The 25,124-nt window shown below is 60.7% G+C and carries 21 protein-coding genes; 18 read left to right on the forward strand and 3 right to left on the reverse strand.

Annotation, left to right across the window (positions count from 1 at the left end; genetic code table 11):
- Window positions 1–2 precede the first annotated feature (2 nt).
- From lpxB to ispD, 10 genes are all read left to right on the forward strand, one after another.
- Window positions 3–1,133 carry a lipid-A-disaccharide synthase gene (gene lpxB / locus HU762_RS07790; protein WP_186635033.1) on the forward strand — a complete coding sequence of 377 codons (1,131 nt, stop codon included), beginning with the start codon at window positions 3–5 and terminating at the stop codon, window positions 1,131–1,133.
- The gene (gene rnhB, locus HU762_RS07795) at window positions 1,130–1,780 is read left to right on the forward strand and encodes a ribonuclease HII (RefSeq protein WP_186635037.1); all 651 of its coding nucleotides are present in this window, start codon (window positions 1,130–1,132) and stop codon (window positions 1,778–1,780) included. Before lpxB ends, rnhB begins: the two co-directional genes overlap by 4 nt.
- A gap of 191 nt (window positions 1,781–1,971) precedes the next feature.
- On the forward strand, window positions 1,972–5,493 hold the full coding sequence (gene dnaE / locus HU762_RS07800; protein WP_186635041.1) for a DNA polymerase III subunit alpha: 3,522 nt from the start codon (window positions 1,972–1,974) through the stop codon (window positions 5,491–5,493).
- 150 nt (window positions 5,494–5,643) lie between these two features.
- The gene (locus HU762_RS07805) at window positions 5,644–6,591 is read left to right on the forward strand and encodes an acetyl-CoA carboxylase carboxyltransferase subunit alpha (RefSeq protein ID WP_186635044.1); all 948 of its coding nucleotides are present in this window, start codon (window positions 5,644–5,646) and stop codon (window positions 6,589–6,591) included.
- A gap of 69 nt (window positions 6,592–6,660) precedes the next feature.
- Window positions 6,661–7,962: a tRNA lysidine(34) synthetase TilS gene (gene tilS, locus HU762_RS07810; protein WP_186635047.1), complete on the forward strand. Its 1,302-nt coding sequence runs from the start codon at window positions 6,661–6,663 to the stop codon at window positions 7,960–7,962.
- Window positions 7,963–8,261: 299 nt separating this feature from the next.
- Entirely contained in the window at window positions 8,262–9,893 is a 1,632-nt protein-coding gene (locus tag HU762_RS07815; RefSeq protein ID WP_186611207.1) for a CTP synthase, read from the forward strand.
- Between the two features lie 4 nt (window positions 9,894–9,897).
- Window positions 9,898–10,743, forward strand: coding sequence for a 3-deoxy-8-phosphooctulonate synthase (gene kdsA / locus HU762_RS07820; protein WP_186635050.1), 846 nt, complete (start codon window positions 9,898–9,900; stop codon window positions 10,741–10,743).
- A 154-nt stretch (window positions 10,744–10,897) separates the two neighbouring features.
- Window positions 10,898–12,187, forward strand: a complete 1,290-nt coding sequence (gene eno / locus HU762_RS07825; RefSeq protein WP_186611208.1) for a phosphopyruvate hydratase — start codon at window positions 10,898–10,900, stop codon at window positions 12,185–12,187.
- Window positions 12,188–12,358: 171 nt separating this feature from the next.
- A complete protein-coding gene (ftsB, locus tag HU762_RS07830; protein ID WP_024779031.1) occupies window positions 12,359–12,637 on the forward strand; it encodes a cell division protein FtsB in 279 nt (92 codons plus the stop codon).
- A complete protein-coding gene (ispD, locus tag HU762_RS07835) occupies window positions 12,634–13,341 on the forward strand; it encodes a 2-C-methyl-D-erythritol 4-phosphate cytidylyltransferase (protein ID WP_186635052.1) in 708 nt (235 codons plus the stop codon). The genes ftsB and ispD overlap by 4 nt, the downstream gene beginning before the upstream one ends.
- 36 nt (window positions 13,342–13,377) lie before the next feature.
- Here the strand turns inward: ispD and HU762_RS07840 are convergent, their stop codons facing one another.
- Complete coding sequence (locus HU762_RS07840; RefSeq protein ID WP_186611210.1) at window positions 13,378–14,274, reverse strand: LysR substrate-binding domain-containing protein; 897 nt, start codon at window positions 14,272–14,274, stop codon at window positions 13,378–13,380.
- A gap of 107 nt (window positions 14,275–14,381) precedes the next feature.
- Between HU762_RS07840 and HU762_RS07845 the strand changes: the two genes are divergently transcribed.
- The 8 genes from HU762_RS07845 (at window position 14,382) to rpoS (ending at window position 21,520) form a co-directional block, all read left to right on the forward strand.
- Window positions 14,382–15,494, forward strand: coding sequence for an S-(hydroxymethyl)glutathione dehydrogenase/class III alcohol dehydrogenase (locus tag HU762_RS07845; RefSeq protein WP_058542189.1), 1,113 nt, complete (start codon window positions 14,382–14,384; stop codon window positions 15,492–15,494).
- A gap of 8 nt (window positions 15,495–15,502) precedes the next feature.
- Window positions 15,503–16,348: an S-formylglutathione hydrolase gene (gene fghA, locus HU762_RS07850; RefSeq protein WP_186635055.1), complete on the forward strand. Its 846-nt coding sequence runs from the start codon at window positions 15,503–15,505 to the stop codon at window positions 16,346–16,348.
- Between the two features lie 43 nt (window positions 16,349–16,391).
- Complete coding sequence (gene ispF, locus HU762_RS07855; protein WP_186611212.1) at window positions 16,392–16,865, forward strand: 2-C-methyl-D-erythritol 2,4-cyclodiphosphate synthase; 474 nt, start codon at window positions 16,392–16,394, stop codon at window positions 16,863–16,865.
- Complete coding sequence (gene truD / locus HU762_RS07860) at window positions 16,862–17,920, forward strand: tRNA pseudouridine(13) synthase TruD (RefSeq protein ID WP_186635058.1); 1,059 nt, start codon at window positions 16,862–16,864, stop codon at window positions 17,918–17,920. The genes ispF and truD overlap by 4 nt, the downstream gene beginning before the upstream one ends.
- A complete protein-coding gene (surE, locus tag HU762_RS07865) occupies window positions 17,908–18,657 on the forward strand; it encodes a 5'/3'-nucleotidase SurE (RefSeq protein ID WP_186635061.1) in 750 nt (249 codons plus the stop codon). The genes truD and surE overlap by 13 nt, the downstream gene beginning before the upstream one ends.
- A gap of 41 nt (window positions 18,658–18,698) precedes the next feature.
- Window positions 18,699–19,334: a protein-L-isoaspartate(D-aspartate) O-methyltransferase gene (locus tag HU762_RS07870; RefSeq protein WP_161796107.1), complete on the forward strand. Its 636-nt coding sequence runs from the start codon at window positions 18,699–18,701 to the stop codon at window positions 19,332–19,334.
- Between the two features lie 226 nt (window positions 19,335–19,560).
- Window positions 19,561–20,406, forward strand: a complete 846-nt coding sequence (locus HU762_RS07875) for a peptidoglycan DD-metalloendopeptidase family protein (protein ID WP_186635064.1) — start codon at window positions 19,561–19,563, stop codon at window positions 20,404–20,406.
- Between the two features lie 106 nt (window positions 20,407–20,512).
- Window positions 20,513–21,520, forward strand: coding sequence for an RNA polymerase sigma factor RpoS (rpoS, locus tag HU762_RS07880; protein WP_186611216.1), 1,008 nt, complete (start codon window positions 20,513–20,515; stop codon window positions 21,518–21,520).
- Between the two features lie 491 nt (window positions 21,521–22,011).
- On the opposite strand, the gene fdxA is transcribed toward rpoS, so the two are convergent.
- Together fdxA and mutS are read right to left on the reverse strand one after the other, a co-directional pair.
- The gene (gene fdxA / locus HU762_RS07885) at window positions 22,012–22,335 is read right to left on the reverse strand and encodes a ferredoxin FdxA (protein ID WP_030139464.1); all 324 of its coding nucleotides are present in this window, start codon (window positions 22,333–22,335) and stop codon (window positions 22,012–22,014) included.
- Between the two features lie 144 nt (window positions 22,336–22,479).
- Window positions 22,480–25,047 (reverse strand): DNA mismatch repair protein MutS, encoded by a 2,568-nt coding sequence (mutS, locus tag HU762_RS07890; protein WP_186635492.1) that lies wholly within the window; start codon window positions 25,045–25,047, stop codon window positions 22,480–22,482.
- Window positions 25,048–25,124: the final 77 nt, after the last annotated feature.

Here is a 25,124-nt window from a genome sequence, read left to right on the forward strand (position 1 = left end):
CCATGGCTAACGTGCGCGTTGCACTGGTGGCGGGAGAGGCTTCCGGTGACATTCTGGGCGCCGGTCTGATGCGCGCGCTCAAGGCGCAGCATCCCGCGGTGGAGTTCATCGGGGTCGGCGGACCGTTGATGCAGGCCGAGGGCTTGACCTCCTATTTCCCGATGGAGCGCCTGTCGGTGATGGGCCTGGTGGAGGTGCTCGGTCGCCTGCGTGAGTTGCTGGCCCGGCGCAAGAAGTTGATCCAGGCCCTGATCGAAGAAAAACCGGATGTGTTCATCGGCATCGACGCGCCGGATTTCACGCTTAACATCGAACTCAAACTGCGCCAGGCCGGCATCAAGACTGTGCATTACGTCAGCCCGTCGGTCTGGGCCTGGCGGCAGAAGCGGGTGCTGAAGATACGCGAAGGCTGCGACCTGATGCTGACGCTGTTGCCGTTCGAAGCCAGGTTCTACGAAGAAAAGGGCGTGCCCGTGCGGTTTGTCGGTCACACCCTGGCCGACACCATTCCCCTGGAAGCCGACCGCGTGGCGGCGCGCCAGGCGTTGGGCCTGCCCGACGGTCCGTTGGTGGCGTTGATGCCCGGCAGCCGGGGCGGCGAGGTGAGTCGCCTGGGGGGCTTGTTCTTCGATGCGGCCGAACGTCTGCAAGCGATGCGTCCTGGCGTCCGGTTCGTCTTGCCGTGCGCCAGCCCTCAGCGGCGGGTCCAGCTTGAAGCACTGCTGGCCGGGCGCGATTTGTCGGTGACGCTACTCGACGGTCAATCCCATCAGGCGCTAGCGGCCTGCGATGCCGTGTTGATTGCTTCCGGCACTGCTACCCTTGAGGCATTGTTATTCAAGCGCCCGATGGTGGTCGCCTATCGCCTGGCGCCGCTGACATTCTGGATTCTCAAGCGCATGGTCAAGAGCCCTTACGTCTCGTTACCGAACCTGCTGGCCCAGCGCCTGTTGGTGCCTGAATTGCTTCAGGACGACGCAACGGCCGACGCGCTGGCCAATACGCTTTTGCCGTTGATTGATGGCGGTGAAGAGCAGACGCGGGGCTTTGATGAAATTCACCGTACCTTGCGCCGCGACGCCTCCAACCAGGCGGCGGACGCGGTATTGACCTTGATTGGCGCAAAACAATGAATCATGTGAAGCAGATGGGCCTGGACTTCAACCTGGTCGCCGAAGTCGACGAGCTGGTGGCCGGTGTCGACGAGGTAGGTCGTGGCCCGTTGTGCGGAGCCGTGGTGACGGCTGCGGTGATTCTCGACCCGAACCGGCCGATCATTGGCCTCGATGATTCGAAAAAACTCACCGAGGCCCGTCGTGAAAGGCTCTACGACGAAATCTGCGAAAAAGCGCTGAGCTGGTGCATCGCCCGGGCCGAGGTCGAAGAGATCGACGAGCTGAACATCCTGCACGCCACCATGCTTGCCATGCAGCGTGCGGTACAAGGCCTGCACATCACCCCGAGGCTGGCGATGATCGACGGCAACCGCTGCCCGAAACTGTCGATGCGCGCCGAAGCGGTCATCCAGGGCGACGGCAAGGTGCCGGCCATCGCCGCGGCTTCGATCCTGGCGAAAGTCAGCCGTGACCGGGAAATGACCGCTTTCGAATTGATCTACCCGGGATACGGGATTGGCAGCCATAAGGGCTATGCGACACCGGTTCATCTGGAAGCCCTGGCACGCCTCGGACCGACGCCCATTCATCGACGCTCCTTCGCCCCGGTGCGGCTGGCTTATGAAGCCCGTGATGGCTTGATCGAAAGCGAGGGGTTCACCTGATTCATCGTGGCGAGGGAGCTTGCTCCCGCTTGGGTGCGAAGCGCCCATAAGAAGGGGCTGCTGCGCAGCCCAGCGGGAGCAAGCTCCCTCGCCACGGGTTCGAGTGGACAGCGCGGTTGCTGGCTGATGTTTTACCCAAGGCCCGGTACAATCCGGGCCTGGTTGTTTTCATGACTTAACGCAGGATCACTATGCCGGCTTCATTCGTTCATCTACGCCTGCACACTGAATACTCCCTGGTCGACGGTCTGGTGCGGATCAAGCCACTGGTCAAGACCCTGGTGGGCATGAACATGCCTGCCGTGGCGGTCACCGACCAGAACAACATGTGTTCGCTGGTCAAGTTCTACAAGGCCGCCATGGGCGCCGGGATCAAGCCGATCTGTGGCGCCGACCTGTGGCTGTCGAACAAGGACCCGGACGCGCCGCTGAGCCGTATCAGCCTGTTGGTGATGAACGCCCAGGGTTATCGCAACCTCACCGAGCTGATCTCCCGTGGCTTTATCGATGGCCAGCGCAACGGCTCGATCATCATCGAGCGCGAGTGGGTGGCCGAGGCCAGTGAAGGGCTGATCATGCTGTCAGCGGCCAAGGAGGGTGAAATCGGCCTGGCCCTGCTCAGTGGCAACCCCGAGGAAGCCGAGACCCTGGCCCGTGACTGGATGGCGGTGTTTCCCGACCGCTTCTACATCGAGGTTCAGCGCACCAATCGCCCCAATGACGAAGAACACCTGCACGCCGCCGTGGCCCTGGCCGACAGGATCGGCGCGCCGCTGGTGGCGACCAACGACGTGCGGTTCATCAAGCAGGAAGATTTCGAAGCCCACGAAACCCGTGTTTGCATCGGTGAAGGCCGGGCCCTCGACGACCCGCGTCGGTCGAAGAATTACAGCGACCAGCAATACCTCAAGAGCGCCGAGGAAATGGCCGAGCTGTTCAGCGACTTGCCCGAGGCGTTGGAAAACACCGTCGAGATCGCCAAGCGCTGCAACATCGAAGTGAAGCTGGGCAAGCACTTCCTGCCCAACTTCCCGATTCCCGATGGCATGACCATCGACGAATATTTTCGCAAAGTGTCCTTCGACGGCCTTGAGGAACGCCTGAGCGTCCTGCTGCCCAAGGACACCACCGAAGATTACGAAGCCAAGCGCCAGGTCTACGTCGACCGGTTGAATTTCGAGCTGGATATCATCATCCAGATGGGGTTCCCCGGTTACTTCCTGATCGTGATGGACTTTATCCAGTGGGCCAAGAGCAACGGTGTGCCGGTCGGTCCAGGCCGGGGTTCGGGTGCCGGGTCGCTGGTGGCCTATGTGCAGAAGATCACCGACCTCGACCCGCTGGAATACGACCTGCTGTTCGAACGTTTCCTCAACCCGGAACGGGTTTCCATGCCCGACTTCGACGTCGACTTCTGCATGGATGGTCGTGACCGGGTAATCGACTACGTGGCCGAGAAATACGGCCGCAACGCCGTAAGCCAGATCATCACCTTCGGTTCCATGGCGGCCAAGGCTGTGGTGCGCGACGTGGCGCGGGTGCAGGGTAAGTCCTACGGCCTGGCGGATCGCCTGTCGAAAATGATTCCGTTCGAAGTCGGCATGACCCTGGAAAAGGCCTACGAGCAGGAAGAGATCCTGCGGGACTTCATCAAGGTCGATGAAGAGGCCGCGGAAATTTGGGAAATGGCCCGCAAGCTTGAAGGCGTGGTGCGTAACGTCGGCAAGCACGCCGGTGGCGTGGTGATCGCGCCGACCAAGCTGACTGACTTCTCGCCAATTTATTGCGATGAAGAAGGCGATGGCCTGGTGACCCAGTTCGACAAGGATGACGTCGAGGCGGCCGGCCTGGTGAAGTTCGACTTCCTCGGCCTGCGTACCCTGACCATCATCGACTGGGCGCTCAAGACCATCAACCGCGACCGCGCCAAGGTTGGCGAAGCGCCGCTGGACATTGCCTTCATCCCGCTGGATGACAAGCCGACCTACAGCCTGCTGCAAAAAGCCGAAACCACGGCGGTGTTCCAGCTTGAATCCCGAGGCATGAAGGAGCTGATCAAGAAGCTCAAGCCCGACTGCCTGGAAGACCTCATTGCACTCGTGGCCCTGTTCCGCCCGGGCCCCCTGCAATCGGGCATGGTGGATGACTTCATCAACCGTAAGCACGGTCGCGCCGAGCTGGCGTACCCGCACATCGATTATCAGTACGAAGGCTTGAAGCCAGTGCTGGCGCCGACCTATGGCATCATCCTGTACCAGGAACAGGTGATGCAAATTGCCCAGGTGATGGCCGGCTACACCCTCGGCGGCGCGGACATGCTGCGTCGGGCCATGGGTAAGAAAAAACCCGAGGAGATGGCCAAGCAGCGCGGCGGCTTCATCGAAGGTTGCGCGACCAACGGCATTGACCCTGACCTGGCCGGCAACATCTTCGACCTGGTGGAAAAATTCGCCGGCTACGGCTTCAACAAATCCCACTCCGCCGCCTACGGCCTGGTGTCGTACCAGACCGCCTGGCTGAAGGCGCATTACCCGGCGCCGTTCATGGCGGCGGTACTCTCGGCGGATATGCACAACACCGACAAGGTCGTGACCTTGATCGAAGAAGTGCGGACCATGAAGCTGCGCCTCGATGCGCCGGACGTGAACGCTTCGGAGTTCAAGTTCACGGTGAACGACGAGGGCCGGATCATCTACGGCCTCGGCGCGATCAAGGGCGTGGGCGAGGGGCCGGTGGAGGCAATCACCGAGGCGCGCCAGGACGGGCCGTTCAAGGACCTGTTTGATTTCTGCGCGCGGGTCGACCTCAAGCGTATCAACAAGCGCACCCTTGACGGTTTGATCCGCAGTGGCGCGCTGGACCGCCTGGGCCCTTACTTCCAGGATGAGCCCAAGGCCTATCAGGCCAATATCGATCGCAACCGCGCGGTGTTGCTGGCGGCGATGGAAGAGGCGATCAAGGCCGCCGAGCAAACGGCGCGCACCCACGACAGCGGTCACGCCGACCTGTTTGGCGGGCTGTTCGTCGAAGAAGACGCCGATGTCTACGCCAACCATCGCAAGGCCAAGGAACTGACCCTCAAGGAACGCCTCAAGGGTGAGAAAGACACCTTGGGCCTGTACCTGACCGGTCACCCGATCGACGAGTACGAAGGCGAGATCCGCCGCTTCGCCCGCCAGCGCATCATCGACCTCAAGCCCGCTCGCGATACACAAACCGTCGCCGGTATGATCATTGCCCTGCGGGTGATGAAAAACAAAAAGGGCGACAAGATGGGCTTCATCACCCTCGACGACCGCTCCGGGCGCATCGAGGCTTCGTTGTTCGCCGATGCGTTTCATTCGGCGCAGTCGCTGTTGCAGACCGACGCGATGGTGGTGGTGGAAGGCGAAGTCAGCAACGACGACTTTTCCGGTGGCCTGCGGCTGCGGGTCAAGCGGGTGATGAGCATGGAAGATGCCCGTACCAACCTCGCCGAAAGCCTGCGCCTGAAGTTGCAGACCCAGGACTTGAAGGGCGATCAGCTACGCTGGTTGGGCGAGTTGTTCAAGCGCCATCGCGGTGCGTGCCCGATCACCATGGAGTACGTGCGCCCCGACGCCAAGGCCGTGTTGCAGTTCGGCGAGGGCTGGCGGATCGATCCGGCGGATGCGTTGATTCAAGCCTTGCGTGACCAGTTCGGCAAAGACAACGTCTTCCTCCAATACCGTTGACGGCCAGGTGCCACTCTTGAACCCAGAGCGCCCCTGACCTCGACTCGAATTTTTAATCTCGACCTGAACGCGCCTCTCCCTTAAGGTAGGGCGCGAATAGACAACCGGCCGGCCCAAGCTCTCTTGGACGTCGACCCAAGACGGACGCCTATGAACCCGAATTTTCTAGATTTCGAACAGCCGATCGCCGACCTTCAAGCCAAGATTGAAGAGTTGCGCTTGGTCGGTAACGACAATTCGCTGAATATCGGCGATGAAATCTCTCGGCTGCAGGACAAAAGCCGCACGCTCACCGAAGACATCTTCGGCAAGCTGACCAGCTGGCAGATCGCGCGTCTGGCGCGTCATCCGCGTCGCCCCTACACCCTGGACTACATTGAACACATCTTCACCGAGTTCGATGAGCTCCACGGCGACCGTCATTTCTCCGACGACGCCGCGATTGTCGGCGGTGTCGCTCGCCTGGACGACCAGCCGGTCATGATCATCGGTCACCAGAAGGGCCGCGAAGTACGCGAGAAAGTGCGCCGCAATTTTGGCATGCCGCGTCCGGAAGGCTACCGCAAGGCCTGCCGCCTGATGGAAATGGCCGAGCGCTTCAAGATGCCGATCCTGACCTTCATCGACACGCCGGGCGCCTATCCGGGTATCGACGCCGAAGAGCGCAACCAGAGCGAAGCGATCGCCTGGAACCTGCGTGTCATGGCACGCCTGAAAACCCCGATCATCGCCACCGTGATTGGCGAAGGCGGTTCCGGCGGTGCGTTGGCCATTGGCGTCTGCGACCAGTTGAACATGCTGCAATATTCCACCTACGCGGTGATCTCGCCGGAAGGCTGCGCCTCGATCCTGTGGAAAACCGCCGAGAAAGCGCCGGATGCCGCTGAGGCCATGGGCATCACCGCCGAGCGTCTCAAAGGCCTGGGCATCGTCGACAAAGTGATCGGCGAGCCGGTGGGCGGCGCCCATCGTGACCCAGCGGCGGCCGCGGCACTGGTCCGCGCCGAGCTGAGTTCGCAGTTGTCGATGTTGAAGAAGTTCGACAACGATGAACTGTTGACCCGTCGCTATGAGCGGTTGATGAGCTACGGTCTCTGATCTGAGCGCTGCATCCATGTGGGGCGAGCTGTCTCGCTCCCACATGGGCTCGTCCCAAGGCTGAATCCTATGAACCCCGGCGTGGATCTGCCAACCCGTCTCCTCGCACAGCTAGCCCCTTGGCGCGACGCCGCCAACTGGCGCATCGCCTTCTCCGGTGGTCTCGATTCCACCGTCCTGCTGCATCTGCTCGTCTCCCTGGCAAAAAACCAAACCTTGCCTGCGCTAAGCGCTATCCATGTGCATCACGGTCTCCAGGCTGCGGCCGATGCCTGGCCGGACCATTGTCGGCGGGTTTGCGAGGCGCTGGGAGTGCCGCTGCAGGTGGTCAGTGTCCGGGTTCGTCCCGGCGCCAGCGTCGAGCGCGCTGCCCGGGATGCGCGTTATGGAGCGTTCATCGCGGCGACGCATGACAACGACGTGCTGCTCACCGCCCAGCACCGGGACGACCAGGCTGAAACCCTGCTGTTTCGCTTGCTGCGCGGAGCGGGGGTGAGGGGTTTGTCGGCAATGCCGAGGCAACGTCCCTTGGGGCAGGGCCATTTGCTGCGGCCGTTGCTCGATGTGTCCCGCGCCGAGCTGCAAACCTATGCGGCGCAACAGGGCCTGAGCTGGGTCGAGGACCCTTCCAACGATGATCATCGCTACGCGCGCAACTACCTGCGCCAGCGAGTTTTTCCGGCATTGACCGAGCAATGGCCCCAGGCTTCGATGACCCTGGCCCGCAGTGCCGCGCACCTGAGCGAGGCCCAAGGTTTGCTGGACGATCTGGCGCAGATCGATCTGGGGCGAGTCCTGACGCCTGGCGCGTTCGACTGGCTTGGATTGCGATCGCTTGAGCTGGCGCCATTGCAAGCATTGTCACCAGCCCGCCAGCGCAATGTCTTGAGCCATTGGTTGGCCTCGGTGACGAGGCTTCCCGACAGCGATCATTGGGCCGGCTGGGATTCGTTGCGTGATGCAAAGGAAGATGCCCATCCGGTCTGGCGATTGGCGGATGGCGAGTTGCACCGTTCAGGCGGACGAATCTTTTGGTTATCCGACCGCTGGTTGCGAGCGGTCGCGGGTCCTATTCAATGGCCTCGGATCGACTCGCCATTGTCGCTGCCGGGCAATGGCCGGGTGATGCTGCGCGGCGCGATTCCCGCCGGTCCGCTCTGCATCCGTTATCGCCAGGGCGGCGAAGTCATGCAATTGCCGGGGCGCGGCCACCGTGACCTCAAGCGTTTGTTCAACGAAAGCGGCGTGCCGGCGTTCGCTCGTGGTCGATGGCCGCTGCTGTACCGTGGCGAGCAATTGCTGGCGGTGGCGAGCCTTGCGGGGCTCGACGGCAGTGCTGATCGCGGTTGGCAGTTGATCTGGCAGCCATGAAAGCCAAGATCTGGGTTTGAGCTGAAAGGGGCTTTCCGGTAGACTACGCTCCCTTCTTGATACAACTTCTGTGGATTCGCCTGAATTGCAGGAGTTGCCGATTACCAAGCAGTCTTTGCTGGGCGATTCCAAAAAATGTGTAGCGAGCAACGTACCGGTGATTTCACCTCCGGTCTGTCCCGACGCGGCGGTTTTTTTGAAAGGTGCACTGTGATTAATGCAGGTGATCGGGGGCTTCGGCCTTCCTTCGCTTTCCCCGGCGGCTCGGACCGCTTTAACGCAGACTTCTAGGGTTTTTCATGACGCGCTACATATTCGTCACGGGCGGTGTTGTTTCTTCATTGGGGAAAGGCATTGCCTCGGCTTCATTGGCGGCCATCCTGGAGGCGCGGGGACTTAAGGTCACCATGCTCAAGCTGGACCCGTACATCAACGTCGACCCGGGCACCATGAGCCCGTTCCAGCACGGTGAAGTGTTCGTCACCCACGACGGCGCCGAGACCGACCTGGACCTGGGCCACTACGAGCGGTTCATCCGCACGACCATGACCCAGAACAACAACTTCACCACCGGCCGTGTCTACGAGCACGTGCTGCGCAAAGAGCGCCGTGGTGATTACCTGGGCGCGACCATCCAGGTCATCCCGCACATCACCGACGAGATCAAGCGCCGCATCATCAAGGGTGCCGGCGACGCCGACGTGGCGATGGTCGAGATCGGCGGTACCGTGGGCGACATCGAGTCCCAGCCGTTCCTCGAGGCTATCCGCCAACTGCGTTTCGAAATCGGCGCCAAGCGCGCGATGCTGATGCACCTGACGCTGGTGCCGTACATCGCTACCGCGGGCGAAACCAAGACCAAGCCGACCCAGCACTCGGTCAAGGAACTGCGCTCCATCGGCCTGCAGCCGGACGTACTGATCTGCCGCTCCGATCACCCGATCGACATTTCCTCGCGTCGCAAGATCGCCCAGTTCACCAACGTTGAAGAGCGCGCGGTGATCGGCCTCGAAGACGCCGACACCATCTACAAGATCCCGGGCATCCTGCACGCCCAAGGCCTGGACGACTTTGTCGTCGAGCGCTTCGGTCTGCAGTGCGCGAGCGCCGACCTGTCCGAATGGGAGGCCGTGGTCGATGCCAAGCTCAACCCTGAGCACGAAGTCACCATCGCCATGGTCGGCAAGTACATGGAACTGCTTGACGCCTACAAGTCGCTGATCGAAGCGATGAGCCACGCCGGTATCAGCAACCGCACCAAGGTCAACCTGCGCTACATCGATTCCGAAGACATCGAGAACCAGGGCACCGGCCTGCTCGAAGGCGCCGATGCGATCCTCGTGCCCGGCGGCTTTGGCCTGCGTGGTGTAGAAGGCAAGATCACCGCGGTGCAATACGCTCGTGAAAACAAGGTGCCGTACCTGGGCATCTGCCTGGGCATGCAAGTGGCGGTCATCGAGTTTGCCCGTAACGTGATGGGCTGGAAGGACGCCAACTCCACCGAGTTCGATCGTGCCAGCGGCCACCCGGTCGTCGGCCTGATCACCGAGTGGGAAGACGCCACCGGTGCCGTGGAAGTGCGTACCGAAACGTCGGACCTGGGCGGCACCATGCGCCTCGGCGCCCAGGAATGCCTGCTTGAAGCCGGCTCCAAAGTGCACGATTGCTACGCCAAGGATGTGATCGTCGAGCGCCATCGTCATCGCTACGAAGTGAACAACAACCTGCTGCCGCAACTGATCGAAGCCGGCCTGAAGATTTCCGGCCGCTCCGGTGACGGCGCGCTGGTTGAAGTGGTCGAGGCGGCGGATCACCCATGGTTTGTCGCTTGCCAGTTCCACCCGGAGTTCACCTCGACACCGCGCGACGGTCATCCGTTGTTCAGCGGTTTCGTGAAAGCCGCTTTGGCTCAACACCAGAAAAAGGCATAAGACCATGGCCCAGAAGATCATCCGCGTCGGCGACATCGAGATTGCCAACGACAAGCCCATGGTGCTGTTCGGCGGCATGAACGTGCTGGAAAGCCGCGACATGGCGATGCAGGTCTGCGAAGAATACGTGAAGGTCACCCAGAAGCTGGGCATCCCTTATGTCTTCAAGGCCAGCTTCGACAAGGCCAACCGCTCGTCGGTCACTTCTTACCGTGGCCCCGGCCTGGAAGAAGGCATGCGGATCTTCCAGGACGTCAAGCAAGCCTTCGGCGTGCCGATCATTACCGACGTCCACGAGCCGGCCCAGGCTGCGGTGGTCGCCGAGGTCTGCGACATCATCCAGTTGCCGGCCTTCCTGTCGCGCCAGACCGACTTGGTAGTGGCGATGGCCAAGACCGGCGCGGTGATCAATATCAAGAAAGCCCAGTTCCTCGCGCCCCAGGAAATGAAGCACATCCTGAGCAAGTGCGAAGAAGCCGGGAACGACCAGTTGATCCTCTGCGAGCGTGGTTCGAGCTTCGGCTACAACAACCTGGTAGTGGACATGCTCGGCTTCGGCATCATGAAGCAGTTCGAGTATCCGGTGTTCTTCGACGTGACCCATGCGTTGCAAATGCCCGGCGGTCGTTCCGACTCCGCCGGCGGACGTCGCGCCCAGGTGACCGACCTGGCCAAGGCCGGCATGAGCCAGTCCCTGGCGGGCCTGTTCCTCGAAGCCCATCCTGATCCGGACAACGCCAAGTGTGACGGCCCCTGTGCCTTGCGCTTGAACAAGCTGGAACCTTTCCTGTCTCAGCTCAAGTCGCTGGACGAGCTGGTCAAGGGTTTTCCGACGATAGAAACCGCGTAATACGGCTTTCTCCGGTAAAGTACCGCTCGATAAACGCTCTGGCCTGCGGGCCGGGCGTTATCGTCGGCAAGCCTGCCCGCTGCATTCTGCCCGCCGACGGTAAAAGATTTCCTCTCGCTGCGTCGTTTTCGTCAACTTTGGAGTGTTTACAACAATGGCAAAAATCGTCGACATCAAAGGTCGTGAAGTTCTCGACTCCCGTGGCAACCCCACTGTCGAAGCGGACGTGCTTCTCGACAACGGCATCATCGGCAGCGCCTGCGCGCCGTCCGGTGCTTCCACTGGCTCGCGCGAAGCGCTGGAGCTGCGTGATGGCGACAAGAGCCGTTACCTGGGCAAGGGCGTGCTGAAAGCCGTCGCCAACATCAACGGTCCGATCCGCGACCTGTTGCTGGGCAAGGATCCTGCCGACCAGAAAGCCCTCGATCAGGCCATGATCAAGCTCGACGGTACTGAAAACAAAGCCACCCTGGGCGCCAACGCGATCCTCGCCGTTTCCCTGGCCGCTGCCAAGGCTGCCGCCCAGGACCAGGACCTGCCGCTGTATGCACACATCGCCAACCTGAACGGTACGCCGGGCGTCTACTCGATGCCGGTGCCGATGATGAACATCATCAACGGCGGCGAGCATGCCGATAACAACGTCGACATCCAGGAATTCATGGTACAGCCGGTCGGCGCCAAGACCTTCTCCGAAGGCCTGCGCATGGGCACCGAGATCTTCCATCACCTCAAGGCAGTGCTCAAAGCCCGTGGCCTGAGCACTGCGGTGGGCGACGAAGGCGGTTTCGCGCCGAACCTGGCGTCCAACGAAGACGCACTGAAAGTGATCTCCGAAGCCGTGGCCAACGCTGGCTACAAACTGGGCACCGACGTGACCCTGGCCCTGGACTGCGCCGCCAGTGAATTCTACGAAGACGGCAAGTACAACCTGTCCGGCGAAGGCCAGGTATTCACCGCCGAAGGTTTCGCCGACTACCTCAAGGGCCTGACCGAACGTTACCCGATCATCTCCATCGAAGACGGTCTGGACGAGTCCGATTGGGCCGGCTGGAAAATCCTCACCGACAAGATCGGCGAAAAAACCCAGCTGGTGGGTGACGACTTGTTCGTGACCAACACCAAGATCCTGAAAGAAGGCATCGACAAGAAGATCGCCAACTCGATCCTGATCAAGTTCAACCAGATCGGCACCCTGACCGAAACCCTGGAAGCCATCCAGATGGCCAAGGCCGCCGGCTACACCGCCGTGATCTCTCACCGCTCCGGTGAAACCGAAGATTCGACCATCGCCGACCTGGCCGTCGGCACTGCGGCGGGCCAGATCAAGACCGGTTCGCTGTGCCGTTCCGACCGCGTGTCCAAGTACAACCAACTGCTGCGTATCGAAGAGCAGTTGAATGGCAAGGCCAAGTACAACGGTCGCGCCGAGTTTCGCGGTTAAGCGGTAAATGGTAAAAAGACAGCGGATTTTGTCGCAAAGGTCGCCATGACGGCGGTTTTGCCTCTAATCTGATGCCTTATCAAGCACAAGCCTGGGTTCTCCAGGCTTCGTGCTATCAGACGCTTCAAAGTTTGGCATGGCGGTCTTTTTTCACTGGATACCTGATATTCGATGCGCAGTCCCAATTGGTTGTTCCTTGTCTTGCTCTTGTTGCTGGCCGGCCTGCAGTACCGCCTGTGGGTGGGTAACGGCAGCTTGGCGCAAGTGGCCGACCTGACCCAGCAAATAGCCGATCAGCACGCTGAAAACGAAGCACTGCTGGAGCGCAATCGGGTAATGGACGCCGAAGTGATGGAACTGAAAAAAGGCATGGAGACCGTGGAAGAGCGGGCCCGTCATGAGTTGGGCATGGTCAAGGAGGGCGAAACCCTCTATCAGCTCGCCCAATGAGTATTCGTCTACCGGCCTTCTGGGCCGTGATTCCTGCCGCGGGCGTTGGCGCCCGAATGGCCGCGGACCGTCCCAAGCAATATCTGCAACTGGCCGGGCGCACTATTCTCGAACACAGCCTTGGCTGTTTCCTCGATCACCCGACCGTCAAGGGCGTGGTGGTCAGCATTGCCCATGATGACCCTTACTGGCCGACCCTGGCTTGTGCCGACGACCCGCGCATCCAGCGTGTAGACGGAGGCGCGCAACGTTCGGACTCGGTGCTCAATGCCTTGCTGCATCTGCACGAGCAGGGCGCCGATGATCATGATTGGGTGCTGGTACACGATGCCGCCCGGCCGAACCTGGCCCGGGAAGACCTGGACACTTTGCTGGGCGAGCTGTCGATCGATCCGGTCGGCGGTCTGCTGGCCGTCCCGGCGCGGGACACACTCAAGCGCGTCGATAAACACGGGCGCGTGCTGGAAACCGTTGATCGCAGCGTGATCTGGCAAGCCTATACACCGCAGATGTTCCGCCTCGGTGCCCTGCATCGGGCCTTGGCCGACAGCTTGGTGGCGGATGCGCTGATTACCGACGAAGCGTCCGCCATGGAATGGGCGGGGCAGGCGCCTCGGTTGATCGAAGGGCGGGCCGACAACATCAAGGTCACCCGGCCGGAAGATCTGGAGTGGTTGCGTCAACGTTGGGCTAATCGCCGCTAGCCCACACGGGTTCAATACCCATGAAACCGCCGGCTCCTAACCGCGGTATTCCGGCCGCTGCGCCAACCCTTCCTTCAAGTAATCCACCAACTTGCGCACCTTCGGCGACAAATGCCGCTGCTGTGGATACAACGCCCATACCGCCGTGTTGGGAGGCTGATGGGCTTCCAGCAGTGAAATCAACGCACCGCTTTTCAAGTGCTCCAGCACGTAATAATCCGGAAGCTGGCACAACCCCACGCCTTGCAGCGCAGCGTCCAACACCGCCTGCCCACTGTTGCAACGCCAGTTTCCCTGTATCCGCTGCGAAAATTCCCGGCCGTTCTGTTCTAGCTGCCAGAGGTCGGAGCTGCCGATCAGGCAGTTGTGGCGACTCAGTTCAGACAAACTGTGGGGCCGGCCGTAGCGTTCCAGATAGGACGGTGAAGCGCACAGGTACATTTGCCGTGGCGCCAGGCGCGTGGCCACCAGGCGCGAGTCCTGTAAACGGCCGAGGCGAATCGCCAGGTCCAGGCTTTCGTGCACCAGGTCCAGTGGCCGGTTGCTCAGTTCGATGTCCACCCGCAACTGCGGATAAATCCCCATGAACCGCGTCACCAACGGCACGATGAACCGTTCGCCGTAGGCCACGGCGCAGGTCATTCGAAGCATGCCCTTGGGTTCGCTGGTCAGGTCGCCCACCGCCCGCAATGCTTCTTCGCGTCCGTCCTGGAGGCGCTGGCAATGCTGCAAGAAGGTTTGGCCGGCTTCGGTCAGTGTTACCCGGCGAGTGCTGCGATAGAGCAATCGTGTTTGAAGACGCTCTTCAAGCCGTACGATTTGGCGACTGATATGGGACGAAGAAACCCCAAGGCGTTCGGCGGCGGCGGTGAATTGGCTGCATTCGGCCACGGCGACAAACTCATCGATTCCTTCCCAGCGGCTATCGGACATTGAGGATTATCCCTATACAGCAATAATGTTTTGCTTTCGGCCGGATTATTCATCGTCCGGTGGAGGATTACACTCCCTGTCTCGTTTTTATTTACCGGAGTATTCGAATGATCAAGTCGCGCGCCGCCGTTGCCTTCGAGGCCAAGAAACCGCTGGAAATCGTCGAAGTCGACGTCGCCATGCCCAAGGCAGGCGAAGTGTTGCTGCGCGTAGTGGCTTCGGGTGTTTGTCATACTGATGCCTACACTTTGTCCGGCGCCGATCCGGAGGGGATTTTCCCGTCGATTCTCGGCCACGAAGGCGGCGCGATTGTCGAAGCCATCGGTGAGGGCGTGACTTCGGTAGCGGTGGGCGACCACGTGATTCCGCTCTACACCCCGGAGTGCGGCCAGTGCAAGTTCTGTAAGTCAGGCAAGACCAACCTGTGTCAGGCGATTCGCGCTACCCAGGGCAAGGGCTTGATGCCGGATGGCACTTCGCGTTTTTCCTACAAGGGCGAGACGATTTTCCACTACATGGGTACTTCGACGTTCTCCGAGTACACCGTGTTGCCGGAAATCTCCGTCGCGAAGATTCAAAAAGAAGCGCCGCTGGAAAAGGTTTGCCTGCTGGGTTGTGGCGTCACCACTGGTATCGGCGCGGTGCTCAACACCGCGAAGGTCAAGCCGGGTGACACCGTGGCCATTTTTGGCCTGGGCGGCATCGGCCTGTCAGCGGTGATTGGCGCCGTGAAAGCCAAGGCTTCGCGCATCATCGCCATCGACATCAACCCGGCCAAGTTCGAAATCGCCAAGCAGCTCGGTGCCACCGACTGCGTCAACCCGAAAGACTTCGACCGTCCGATCCAGGAAGTCATCGTCGATATGACCGACGGCGGGGTGGACTTTTCCTTCGAGTGCATCGGCAACGTTCAACTGATGCGTGCCGCGCTGGAATGCTGCCATAAAGGTTGGGGCGAGTCGGTGATCATCGGCGTGGCCGGGGCCGGGCAGGAAATAGCCACCCGTCCATTCCAGTTGGTGACCGGGCGCGTCTGGCGCGGTTCGGCATTTGGTGGTGTGCGCGGTCGCAGCGAGTTGCCCAGCTACGTGGAAATGGCCGAGAAAGGCGAGATCCCGCTGGACACGTTCATTACCCACACCATGGGCCTGGAAGATATCAACAAGGCCTTTGACCTGATGCACGAAGGCAAGAGCATTCGTACCGTTATTCATTTCTGAGGTCGGTCATGAGCCTGGAAAACATTTCCTGCCAGAAAAGCTTCGGCGGCTGGCACAAGCGTTACCGACACCGTTCCGAAGTGCTTGGTTGTGACATGGTGTTTGCCGTCTACCTGCCGCCGCAGGCCGAGCAGGGCGGCAAGTTGCCCGTGTTGTATTGGTTGTCCGGACTGACCTGCACCGACGAAAACTTCATGCAGAAGGCCGGGGCCCAGCGCTTGGCTGCCGAGTTGGGGCTGATCATTGTCGCGCCGGACACCAGCCCCCGTGGCGCCGACGTGCCGGGCGATCCGGATGGCGCCTGGGACTTCGGGCTCGGCGCGGGCTTTTATGTCAACGCCACGCAGGATCCTTGGGCGCGGCATTATCGGATGCATGACTACGTCGTGCAGGAATTGCCGGCGCTGGTCGAAGCCCATTTCCCGGCGTCTGATAAACGTGGCATCAGTGGTCACTCCATGGGTGGGCATGGCGCGCTGGTCTGCGCGTTGCGCAACCCCGGGCGTTATCGCTCGGTATCGGCGTTTTCGCCGATCAACAACCCCATGGATTGCCCATGGGGGCAGAAAGCTTTCTCCCGCTACCTGGGGGAAGACCGCTCGAAATGGCGTGAGTGGGATGCCTGTGCGTTGATCGCCGAGGCCGGTGAAAAGCTCCCGCTGCTGGTGGATCAGGGTGATCGTGACGATTTCCTGGCCAACCAGCTCAAGCCCGAAGCCTTGCAACAAGCCGCCAAGGCGGCCGACCATCCTTTGGAACTGCGCCTGCAACCGGGCTATGACCACAGCTACTTTTTCATCGCCAGCTTCATCGATGAACACTTGCAACATCATGCACGCGCCCTGAACGGCTAATGCAGGTAGAATCACGCCCTGACAAAAATCGGGGCGTTTTTTTATGCGTATTGGCCACGGCTACGATGTTCACCGTTTCGCTGAAGGCGACTTCATTACTCTGGGCGGCGTGCGTATCGCACACGGCTTTGGGCTGCTCGCGCATTCTGACGGTGACGTTTTGCTGCACGCCCTGAGCGATGCATTGCTTGGCGCGGCCGCCTTGGGCGATATCGGCAAACACTTCCCGGACACCGACCCGCAATTCAAGGGCGCCGACAGCCGCGTGTTGCTGCGTCACGTGGTTTCGTTGATCCACGCCAAAGGCTGGAAAATCGGCAACGTCGACAACACGATCGTTGCCCAGGCGCCCAAGATGGCGCCACACATCGAAGCGATGCGCCTGCGGATTGCCGAGGATCTGCAGGTTGAGCTGGACCAGGTGAACGTGAAAGCCACCACCACCGAGAAGCTTGGCTTCGTCGGTCGCGAAGAAGGTATTGCCGTCCATTCCGTTGCGTTGTTGCTGCGCCCATGACCGAACTCGAACTATTGGGCCCGCGGGCCTACGGTGAGTCGCTGGGCAGCGCGGTACTCAAGGCCACGGCGGAAGATTTCCAGGTCGATGAAGTGCTCGATATTCCGTTGAGTGGCGATGGCGAGCATTTGTGGATCTGGGTTGAAAAACGCGGCCTGAACACCGAAGAAGCGGCCCGACGCATTGCCAAGGCTGCCGGGGTACCGTTGCGCACGGTCAGCTATGCCGGGCTCAAGGATCGCCAAGCCCTGACCCGCCAGTGGTTCAGCGTGCAACTGCCAGGCAAGGCCGACCCGGATTTGTCGGCGGCGGAAAATGAAACGCTGAAGATTCTCAAGACCGGTCGCCATCGGCGCAAGCTGCAGCGCGGCGCGCATTCGGCCAATGGTTTCACCCTGCGCCTGACCCAGTTCAAGGGCGACAAAGAGGCTATCGAAGCGCGTCTGCAACAGATTATTCGCCAAGGCATTCCGAACTATTTCGGCGCCCAGCGCTTTGGCCATGACGGTGGCAACGTCGTTGATGCCCGTGCCTGGGCTGCTCGTGGGGCATTGCCGGAGCAGCGCAACGTGCGTTCGCGCCTGCTGTCCACGGCCCGTAGCTTTCTATTTAACAAAGTGCTGGCGGCCCGGGTGGCCGATGGCACCTGGCAAACCGCCCAGGTAGGCGATTTGCTGTCGTTCACTGACAGCCGCAGTTTCTTCCCGGCGGGCGAAGCTGAATGCAGCGATCCGCGCCTGGCAATCCTCGATCTGCACCCGACCGGGCCTCAGTGGGGCGAAGGCCCTTCGCCGACCGCTGGCGCGGTCTTCGAGCTTGAGCAGGCCGTCGCCGAAAGCGAGGCATCGTTGCGAGACTGGTTGATAAACGCGGGAATGAGTCACGAACGTCGCATCCTGCGACTGCCCATCGGCGGGCTGTCGTGGCATTATCCCTCGCCTGACATTCTGCAATTGGAATTCGTCCTGCCGGCCGGATGCTTCGCCACTGTCTTGGTGCGCGAACTCGTCGATCTGGTGCCGGTAGGGCAGACGGACAGCCCATGCGTATTCTGATTTCTAACGACGACGGGGTGACAGCACCCGGCCTTGCCGCGCTTTATGCTGCGCTGGCGGATTTTGCCGAGTGCGTGGTCATCGCCCCGGACCAGGACAAAAGCGGCGCCAGCAGTTCGCTGACGCTCGACCGTCCGCTGCACCCCTGCTATCTGGACAACGGCTTCATCAGTATCAACGGCACGCCGACCGATTGTGTGCACCTGGGCCTTAACGGCCTGTTGGAGCGCGAGCCGGACATGGTGGTCTCAGGTATCAACCTGGGCGCTAATCTTGGCGATGACGTGCTGTATTCCGGTACTGTCGCGGCGGCCCTGGAAGGCCGTTTCCTGAACCATACTTCGTTTGCCTTTTCGTTTGTTTCACGGCAGGTCGATAACTTGCCCACCGCCGCCTACTTCGCCCGTAAACTGGTGCAGGCCCATGGCGAGCTGGACCTGCCGCCGCGCACGGTGCTGAATGTGAACATCCCGAATCTGCCGCTTGACCATATTCGCGGCATCCAACTGACCCGCCTGGGCCATCGCGCCCGCGCCGCCAAACCGATGCACGTCGTCGACCCGCGCGGCAAGGCCGGCTACTGGATCGCAGCCGCCGGCGATGCCGAGGACGGCGGGCCTGGCACGGACTTTCATGCGGTCATGCAAGGCTATGTCTCGATCACGCCCTTGCAGCTCGATCGGACCTTCAACGATGCCTTTCGACATCTCGATGGCTGGCTGGAGGGGCTGCGCTGATGGCTCGCGAACAAGACGATATGCTCCGCCGCGGGATCGGCATGACCTCCCAGCGTACCCGGGAGCGACTGATCCAGCGGCTCTACGAAGAAGGGCTGTCCAACGCCCAGGTGCTGGAAGTGATCCGTCGCACGCCACGGCATCTGTTCGTCGATGAGGCCTTGGCCCATCGTGCCTACGAAGACACCGCGTTGCCGATCGGCCACAACCAGACCATTTCCCAGCCTTATATGGTCGCTCGCATGAGCGAGTTGCTGCTTGAGGCGGGGCCGTTGGACAAGGTGCTGGAGATCGGCACGGGGTCGGGTTACCAGACCGCGGTATTGTCGCAGCTGGTGGAACGGGTATTTTCCGTGGAGCGCATCAAGGTGCTGCAGGATCGCGCCAAGGAACGCCTGGTGGAGTTGAACCTGCGCAACGTGGTGTTTCGCTGGGGCGATGGTTGGGAAGGCTGGCCGGCGCTGGCGCCTTATAACGGCATCATTGTCACGGCCGTTGCCACGGATGTGCCGCAGGCCTTGCTGGATCAACTCGCACCCGGCGGGCGCCTGGTCATTCCGGTAGGCGCGGGCGAAGTCCAGCAACTGATGTTGATCGTTCGCGAAGAGCACGGTTTTTCGCGACACGTCCTCGGGGCAGTGCGTTTTGTGCCGTTGCTCAATGGACCGTTGGCCTGAGCATTTATAAACGAGCGCTGAATTCCATGGCATGGGCTGTGTCTTACGGCTGCACCGGTCAGTCGAGCACTGGCCTGTCAAACAGCGTTCAACAGCGTCGAGCAAACGTGTGCGGCGGCCTTTCGCGCTTCCTTTATAAAGGAGCGGTATCGGTCAGCCACGGGGCAACAGGTCTGCCTGGACAGGCAGCTATCCATTTCTTCAGCCACCACAAAGGGAGCGGCGGGTGAGTCTCACAGTCATTGCGCAGCGTATGGGTATCACGAGCTTTAAGCGCCTGGTGACTGGCCTTCTCTTGAGTACCTTGCTGGTCGGTTGTTCCAGTACGCCATCGGGTAACGTCCGGGTGGTCGATCGCAACAATGCGACGCCACAACGTCCTACAGTGACGACCGGCCAGTATGTAGTCCGTCGCGGCGATACGCTGTTTTCCATCGCTTTTCGCTACGGCTGGGACTACAAAGCCCTCGCGGCTCGTAACAACATTCCTGCGCCTTATACGATCCATCCGGGTCAGACAATTCGCTTTGACGGTCGCAGCGGTTCAACGCCGACCGCGGTCGTCACGCAGTCGGGTTCGACCCCTTCATCCTCGAGCAAAACCACGGTCATTCGTCGTCCGGCCGGTGCTGCAACGGCGACTGTACCGTCCGTCGCGAACAAGCCGGCGCCCGCGCCGATGCCTCCGGCAGGCCCCGCCCCGACCGGCTGGGGGTGGCCTTCTAATGGCGTTCTCATTGGAAAATTCTCTTCAAACGGTAGTTTGAATAAAGGAATTGATATCGCCGGGGATTTGGGACAGCCTGTTTTAGCCGCGTCTGATGGCACGGTTGTGTACGCCGGGAGTGGTTTAAGGGGCTACGGCGAACTCGTGATCATCAAACACAGCGATACCTACGTCAGTGCCTACGGTCACAACCGCAGGCTGTTGGTTCGGGAGGGGCAGCAGGTCAAGGTCGGACAGACAATTGCCGAAATGGGCTCGACGGGTACGGACCGGGTGAAACTTCATTTTGAGATTCGCCGACAAGGTAAGCCCGTAGATCCGCTGCAATTCCTGCCACGTCGTTGATTCAGTTGTCAGCCTGTTCCGTCACGTAGAGGGAACAGGCTCCAGCGTTGCCAAGGATAAAGGCGTCGCTCGAGCTTGAGGTCGAACTCACCAAAGGACTATAACAATGGCTCTCAGTAAAGAAGTGCCGGAGTTTGACATCGACGATGAGGTGCTCCTGATGGACACCGGCATCGCTATGGATTCGATGTCGAATGATGAAGGGGCGACTCCACCTTCCGTTCGTGCCAAATCCAAACACTCCGCTTCACTTAAACAACATAAGTACATCGACTACACCCGGGCGCTGGACGCCACTCAGCTTTACCTCAACGAAATCGGTTTTTCGCCGCTGCTCTCCCCCGAGGAAGAAGTTCATTTTGCGCGCCTGTCGCAAAGCGGCGACCCTGCCGGTCGAAAACGCATGATTGAAAGTAACCTGCGCCTGGTGGTGAAAATCGCCCGACGTTACGTCAATCGTGGGCTTTCGCTGCTGGACCTGATTGAAGAGGGCAACCTGGGGCTGATTCGCGCCGTCGAGAAATTCGATCCTGAGCGCGGCTTCCGTTTCTCGACCTATGCCACTTGGTGGATTCGCCAGACCATTGAACGGGCAATCATGAATCAGACCCGGACCATCCGGTTGCCGATTCATGTGGTCAAGGAGCTGAACGTGTACCTGCGGGCCGCTCGTGAATTGACCCAGAAACTCGACCATGAACCTTCGCCCGAAGAAATCGCCAACCTGCTGGAAAAACCGGTGGGCGAGGTCAAGCGCATGCTGGGTCTCAACGAGCGGGTTTCCTCGGTGGACGTTTCGCTGGGGCCGGATTCGGACAAGACCCTGCTCGATACTCTCACCGATGACCGTCCGACCGACCCGTGCGAATTGCTCCAGGATGATGACCTGTCCCAGAGCATCGACCAGTGGCTCTCGGAACTCACGGACAAGCAACGGGAAGTGGTCATTCGCCGCTTCGGCTTGCGCGGTCATGAGAGCAGCACGCTTGAAGACGTCGGCCTGGAGATTGGTTTGACTCGGGAGCGGGTCAGGCAGATCCAGGTCGAAGGCCTCAAGCGCCTCCGGGAGATCCTGGAGAAAAATGGGTTGTCGAGCGAATCGTTGTTCCAATAACACCTCACGCAAGCACAGTAGAAAAAGCCCCGACTGGTTCGGGGCTTTTGCGTTTTCCGGCGGCAACTTTTCAAGTCCTACCTAATTTGTAGTTTCGGCTTGTAAGCCTTTGCCTAGTGTTACGTAAGTGTTCGGTTTCCCGCCGATAGGATAGATGACTAACAAGGGCGTAGATTTTTTCTATTTCGTTGTTCTATAAGGATTTATTGTTTGTGACTGAGGCGTTACAGCGGGAAAGGGGACGGACGAGCCCGATTGCACTGGCGCGGCAAAATACTAATATCGGTCCTGTGTCGACGGACAGACACACCCACCAAGGACGATGGGCAGGAAGGACATCGCAGGAGCGATTCATCAGGACGATGAAAAGGATTAAAGGGATTAGGGAAAAAATGTGGGCGGGTCAAACCGCCCCTTTTTTTGTCCGCGATTTGCCATGCTCGGAAAAGCAAAAAGGCCCGCAAGGGGCCTTTTCAGTAAACGCTGGATAATCAGCGTTCCAGATCTGCGATCTTGCCAGTCTTGCCATCCCACTCTTCGGCGTCCGGCAGGGCGTCTTTCTTCTCGGTGATGTTCGGCCAGATGTCCGCCAGTTCGGCGTTCAGCTCGATGAAGTTTTCCATGCCGGCTGGCACTTCGTCCTCCGAGAAAATGGCATTTGCCGGGCATTCCGGTTCACACAGGGCGCAGTCGATGCACTCGTCCGGGTGGATGACCAGGAAATTCGGCCCTTCGTAAAAGCAGTCCACCGGACACACTTCTACGCAGTCGGTGTACTTGCACTTGATGCAGTTGTCGGTGACGACGAAGGTCATTTCTAATTCTCTCCTCAGGCGGCTGCAGCGAAGCCCCTTCACGGCGGGGTCGCAAGGTTTAGGAGCGATAATCTGCAAACCCAGGCTAATAAGGTCGCAGCGTCCCAAACCGCGCGAGATTCTAACAGCTTGAAAGCTTGTGCGTTAGATCCGTGTCTTCAATGTATAGAGTAAATCCAGTGCCCGACGCGGGGTCATGTCATCAAGGTCAAGCTTGGCCAGTTCATCGAGCACCGGGTGCGGCAGGCTGGCGAACATGTCGCTTTGCTGCGGCACGGCTGGTTTGCCTTTGGTTGGTCGAGGTACTTCGTGCGGCAGGCTGGTGGTTTCCAGGCGACTCAGGTGCTCGCGGGCACGGGTAATGACGTCGCTTGGTACGCCGGCCAGCTGCGCTACTGCCAAACCGTAGCTCTGGCTGGCCGGGCCCGGCAGTACGTGGTGCAGGAACACGATGCGTTCGTTGTGCTCGGTGGCGTTGAGGTGGACGTTGGCCACCAGCGGCTGGCTCTCCGGCAACACCGTCAGTTCGAAATAATGCGTGGCGAACAACGTGTAGGCCCGCAACTGGGCCAGGCGTTCGGCCGCCGCCCACGCCAGGGACAGGCCGTCGAACGTGCTGGTGCCACGGCCGACTTCGTCCATCAGCACCAAACTGCGCTCGGTGGCGTTGTGCAAGATGTTCGCGGTTTCGCTCATTTCCACCATGAAGGTCGAACGCCCGCCGGCCAAGTCGTCGCTGGAGCCGATCCGGGTGAAGATGCGGTCCACCAGGGACAGTTCGCAGCTCGCCGCCGGCACGAAACTGCCGACATGTGCCAGCAGCACGATCAGCGCGGTCTGGCGCATGTAGGTCGATTTACCGCCCATGTTCGGACCGGTGATCACCAGCATGCGGGTGTTGTCGTCCAGGCTCAGGTCGTTGGCCACGAACGGCGTGGTTAACACCTGCTCGACGACCGGGTGACGTCCCTGGCTGATGCGCATGCACGGCTCGCTGACGAAGCGCGGGCAGTTGAGGTCCAGGTTCAGTGCGCGCTCGGCCAGGTTGCTCAAGACGTCCAGCTCCGCCAGTGCGCCGGCGGTGTCCTGCAACGGTGGGAGCTGGCTGATCAGGTCTTCGAGCAACGCTTCGTAGAGCATCTTCTCGCGGGCAAGGGCGCGACTCTTGGCCGACAGCGCCTTGTCTTCGAAGGCCTTGAGTTCCGGGGTGATGAAACGCTCGGCGCCCTTGAGGGTCTGGCGGCGAATGTAGTCGGCTGGGGCTTGCTCGGCCTGCTTGCTTGGCAGTTCGATGAAATAACCGTGGATGCGGTTGTAGCCGACCTTGAGGTTGGCGAGGCCCGTTCGGGCCTTTTCCCGAGCTTCGAGGTCGATCAGGAACTGGCCGGCGTTTTCGCTCAACGATTGCAGCTCGTCGAGTTCGGCGTCGTAGCCGGTTTTCAGCACGCCACCGTCGCGGATCACCGCCGGCGGGTTGTCGATAATGGCTTTTTCCAGCAGTGCGGCCAGGTCCGGGTAGGTGCTGGTGGTGCGCGCCAGTTGTTGCAGGTGCGGCGCTTCGAGGTCAGTCATTGCCACCTGAAGTTCGGGCAATGCGCCGAGGGCATCGCGCAAGCGCGCCAAATCGCGGGGCCGGGCGTTGCGCAAGCCGATACGGGCGAGGATCCGCTCGATGTCGCCGATTTCCTTGAGCTGCGGTTGCAACTGCTCGAAACGATAGCGGTCGAGCAGGCAGGTGATGGAGGTCTGGCGCGCCAGCAAAACGGTCAGGTCCCGCAGCGGACGGTTCAGCCAGCGGGTCAGCAGGCGGCTGCCCATGGCGGTCTGGCAGCGGTCGACCACCGATTGCAGGGTGTTGTCGCGCCCGCCGGCCAGGTTGGTGTCCAGCTCCAGGTTGCGTCGGCTCGCGCCGTCCAGCACCACCGTGTCATCCAGGCGTTCGTGACGCAGGCTGCGCAAATGGGGCAGGGCGGTACGCTGGGTTTCCTTGGCGTAAGCCAGCAGGCAACCGGCGGCGCCAATGGCCAAGGTCAGATTCTCGCAACCAAAGCCCTTGAGGTCTTGTGTGGAGAATTGCTGGCAGAGACTTTTCAACGCTGAGTCACGCTCAAAATCCCACGGCGCCCGACGACGTACGCCACGGCGTTTTTCCGCCGGCAGGTCTTTGGGCCAATCATCGGGAATCAACAGTTCCACCGGGTTGACCCGCTCCAGCTCCGCCAGGAGGTTTTCCCAGCCCTTGATTTCCAGCACCGAGAAATTGCCGCTGGTGATGTCCAGCACCGCCAGGCCGAACAGGCGCTCATCGCCCAACACCGCAGCGATCAGGTTGTCCCGGCGTTCATCCAGCAAGGCTTCGTCACTGACCGTGCCCGGGGTGATGATCCGCACGACCTGGCGGTCAACAGGGCCTTTGCTGGTGGCCGGGTCGCCGACTTGCTCGCAGATCACCACGGATTCGCCTAGCTTGACCAGCTTCGCCAGATAACCTTCCGCCGCGTGGTAAGGAATCCCACACATCGGAATCGCCATGCCCGCCGATTGCCCACGCGCCGTCAGGGTGATGTCCAACAGCTTGGCGGCTTTCTTCGCGTCCTCGTAGAAGATCTCGTAGAAATCGCCCATGCGGTAGAACATCAGCTGGTCGGGGTGCTGGTTCTTCAGGCGCCAGTACTGTTGCATCATCGGCGTGTGAGAGGACAGGTCGTTCACGGCGGTATTCATGGGTATCAGGGAAGCTCGTTGAAAGGTGTAGGGCAAAAGGAGGGGCATTGGCCCGGCTTTTCCGC

The organism is Pseudomonas sp. SWRI92, assembly GCF_014268685.1.
GTDB classification, from domain to species: domain Bacteria; phylum Pseudomonadota; class Gammaproteobacteria; order Pseudomonadales; family Pseudomonadaceae; genus Aquipseudomonas; species Aquipseudomonas marvdashtae.

Coding starts and splice junctions, on each gene's coding strand:
- lpxB (WP_186635033.1), top strand. CDS start 3: ATGGCTAACGTGCGCGTTGCACTGGTGGCGGGAGAGGCTTCCGGTGAC.
- rnhB (WP_186635037.1), top strand. CDS start 1,130: ATGAATCATGTGAAGCAGATGGGCCTGGACTTCAACCTGGTCGCCGAA.
- dnaE (WP_186635041.1), top strand. CDS start 1,972: ATGCCGGCTTCATTCGTTCATCTACGCCTGCACACTGAATACTCCCTG.
- HU762_RS07805 (WP_186635044.1), top strand. CDS start 5,644: ATGAACCCGAATTTTCTAGATTTCGAACAGCCGATCGCCGACCTTCAA.
- tilS (WP_186635047.1), top strand. CDS start 6,661: ATGAACCCCGGCGTGGATCTGCCAACCCGTCTCCTCGCACAGCTAGCC.
- HU762_RS07815 (WP_186611207.1), top strand. CDS start 8,262: ATGACGCGCTACATATTCGTCACGGGCGGTGTTGTTTCTTCATTGGGG.
- kdsA (WP_186635050.1), top strand. CDS start 9,898: ATGGCCCAGAAGATCATCCGCGTCGGCGACATCGAGATTGCCAACGAC.
- eno (WP_186611208.1), top strand. CDS start 10,898: ATGGCAAAAATCGTCGACATCAAAGGTCGTGAAGTTCTCGACTCCCGT.
- ftsB (WP_024779031.1), top strand. CDS start 12,359: ATGCGCAGTCCCAATTGGTTGTTCCTTGTCTTGCTCTTGTTGCTGGCC.
- ispD (WP_186635052.1), top strand. CDS start 12,634: ATGAGTATTCGTCTACCGGCCTTCTGGGCCGTGATTCCTGCCGCGGGC.
- HU762_RS07840 (WP_186611210.1), bottom strand. CDS start 14,274: ATGTCCGATAGCCGCTGGGAAGGAATCGATGAGTTTGTCGCCGTGGCC.
- HU762_RS07845 (WP_058542189.1), top strand. CDS start 14,382: ATGATCAAGTCGCGCGCCGCCGTTGCCTTCGAGGCCAAGAAACCGCTG.
- fghA (WP_186635055.1), top strand. CDS start 15,503: ATGAGCCTGGAAAACATTTCCTGCCAGAAAAGCTTCGGCGGCTGGCAC.
- ispF (WP_186611212.1), top strand. CDS start 16,392: ATGCGTATTGGCCACGGCTACGATGTTCACCGTTTCGCTGAAGGCGAC.
- truD (WP_186635058.1), top strand. CDS start 16,862: ATGACCGAACTCGAACTATTGGGCCCGCGGGCCTACGGTGAGTCGCTG.
- surE (WP_186635061.1), top strand. CDS start 17,908: ATGCGTATTCTGATTTCTAACGACGACGGGGTGACAGCACCCGGCCTT.
- HU762_RS07870 (WP_161796107.1), top strand. CDS start 18,699: ATGACCTCCCAGCGTACCCGGGAGCGACTGATCCAGCGGCTCTACGAA.
- rpoS (WP_186611216.1), top strand. CDS start 20,513: ATGGCTCTCAGTAAAGAAGTGCCGGAGTTTGACATCGACGATGAGGTG.
- fdxA (WP_030139464.1), bottom strand. CDS start 22,335: ATGACCTTCGTCGTCACCGACAACTGCATCAAGTGCAAGTACACCGAC.